The 1,784-nt window shown below is 75.7% G+C and carries 1 protein-coding gene and 1 pseudogene; one reads left to right on the top strand and one right to left on the bottom strand.

Translation table 11 applies throughout. The annotated features are described in order from the left end of the window. Positions 1–133 precede the first annotated feature (133 nt). Positions 134–1,252 (bottom strand): FAD-binding oxidoreductase, encoded by a 1,119-nt coding sequence (locus tag DQW06_RS28555; RefSeq protein ID WP_013153133.1) that lies wholly within the window; start codon positions 1,250–1,252, stop codon positions 134–136. A 135-nt stretch (positions 1,253–1,387) separates the two neighbouring features. On the opposite strand from DQW06_RS28555, the pseudogene DQW06_RS28560 reads away from it, so the two are divergent. Next, positions 1,388–1,784, top strand: a pseudogene (locus DQW06_RS28560) (N(G),N(G)-dimethylarginine dimethylaminohydrolase); the annotation flags it as partial.

The following is a 1,784-nucleotide window of genomic DNA, read 5'->3' on the forward strand; positions in this document are numbered from 1 at the left end:
GGGCTGGGGGGTGTAGGGGTTCATGCGTCCATGCTGACGGCTCCCCCGACCGCGCGCCTGAGTACCGCTACTCAACTCCACGCCTGGCCCCGCCGGCCCCGGACGGTCCGGGCCGCTCCCGCCGCGGACGGGGTCAGGCGGGGGCCATGGGCCGGTCGGGCCGGAAGGGGGACAGGTCCACGCCGGGGTCCTCCCCCATGGCCAGCCGGGCGGCGACCAGCCCCTGGAAGGGCCCGAAGGTCAGCCCCTCGCCGCCCAGCCCGGTCGCCACCACCACACCGGGCAGCCGTTCCACGGTCCCCAACAGCTGCCGTCCGTCGTGCGTGCACGGCCGCAGCCCCACCCGCGTCTCCACCACCGTGGCGTCCGCCAGTTCGGGCAGCACCTCGACCGCGGTGGAGAGGTTGTGCAGCAGGCCCGACGCCGTCACCCGCCGGTCGAACCCGGCCTCCGGTTCCCACGTGCCGCCGGTGACCACCCGGTCGGGGCCGAAGGCCGACACGAAGTACCCGCGCTCGCCGAACCGCACCACCGGCCAGGCGCGGGTGTCGCGCCCCGGCAGCGCGAAGTGCGTCACCTGCCCGCGCACCGGGTGCACGGGCAGGTCCACACCGGCGGTCGCCAGCAGTCCGGCCGACCACGCGCCCGCGGCCACCACGACCACGGGCGCCTCCAGGGCCTCGCTCCCCACCCGCACACCGCCCACCCGGCGGCCGTCCCACAGCAGGCGGCACTCCCCCTTGAAGTAGCGCAGTCCCCGCTCCTCGGCGGCGTTGAACAGGGCGACCCGCGCCGCCGCCCCGTTCAGCCGGGCCATGCCCTCCACGAACACCCCGCCGTAGGCTTCGGGCAGGAGCGGGAACCGCTCGCGCGGCCCGCCCGGGGCCAGGCGCTCCACCGCGCCCATCGTCGCGAACTCCGGGCGCTCGGACAGGTTGCGCAGCAGGTCGAACCCGGCGTCGTCGCCCTCCCGGTCCACGGACAGGCCCCCGACCACCTCGTAACCGGTGGCCTGGCCGTCCTCGGCCAGCTCGGCCATCAGCCGCGGGTAGTGCTCGGCCGCGCGGGCCTTGAAGTCCCACACCGGCGGCTCGTCCCACGGCAGCGGCCAGGGGAAGACCACCCCCAACCCGGCGGCCGTGGCCTGCCCGGGGTGCGAGGCGTCCACCAGCGCGGTGGACACGCCCTTCCTGGCCAGGTGGAACGCCGCGCTCGTCCCCACGATCCCGCCGCCGACAATGATCACGTCCATGGCCACCACCCTGCCCCCGCCCGCACCGGCGAACAAGCCGAACGACCCGCGTGCCGCGTCCGGAAAAAGGGTACGGGTGCGCGATAGGTTGTGCTCTTCCCAGATCCCGGCGCCGCACCCCTGGAGGACGTGTACGTGGACGGATACACCTACTACGGGGTCGCCCTGATGCGCCGCCCCGGCCCCGACCTGGCACGGGGCGCCGCCCCCCGCACGGAGGTGGACCCGGTCCTGGCAGCGCGCCAGTACACGATCTACCAGGAGGCCGTCGCCTCGGCCGGGTGGCGGGTGTGCGAGGTCGAACCGGCGCCCGAACACCCCGACGCGGTGTTCGTGGAGGACACCGTGGTGGTGTGCGAGGACCTGGCGGTCCTGACCCGCCCCGGCGCGCGTGAGCGCCGCGGCGAGGTGGAGGGGGTCGAGGCGGCGGTGCGCAGGCTCGGCCTGCGGGTGGCGCGGGTGGAGGCGCCCGGGACCCTGGACGGCGGTGACGTGCTCCAGGTGGGGTCGACCGTCTACGTGGGGGTGGGCG

The organism is Nocardiopsis sp. TNDT3, assembly GCF_003427465.1.
Taxonomy (GTDB): Bacteria; Actinomycetota; Actinomycetes; order Streptosporangiales; family Streptosporangiaceae; genus Nocardiopsis; species Nocardiopsis dassonvillei.

Bases quoted from the DNA above. Each gene is read 5' to 3' on its own strand.
- DQW06_RS28555 (WP_013153133.1), bottom strand. From the start codon at position 1,252: ATGGACGTGATCATTGTCGGCGGCGGGATCGTGGGGACGAGCGCGGCG.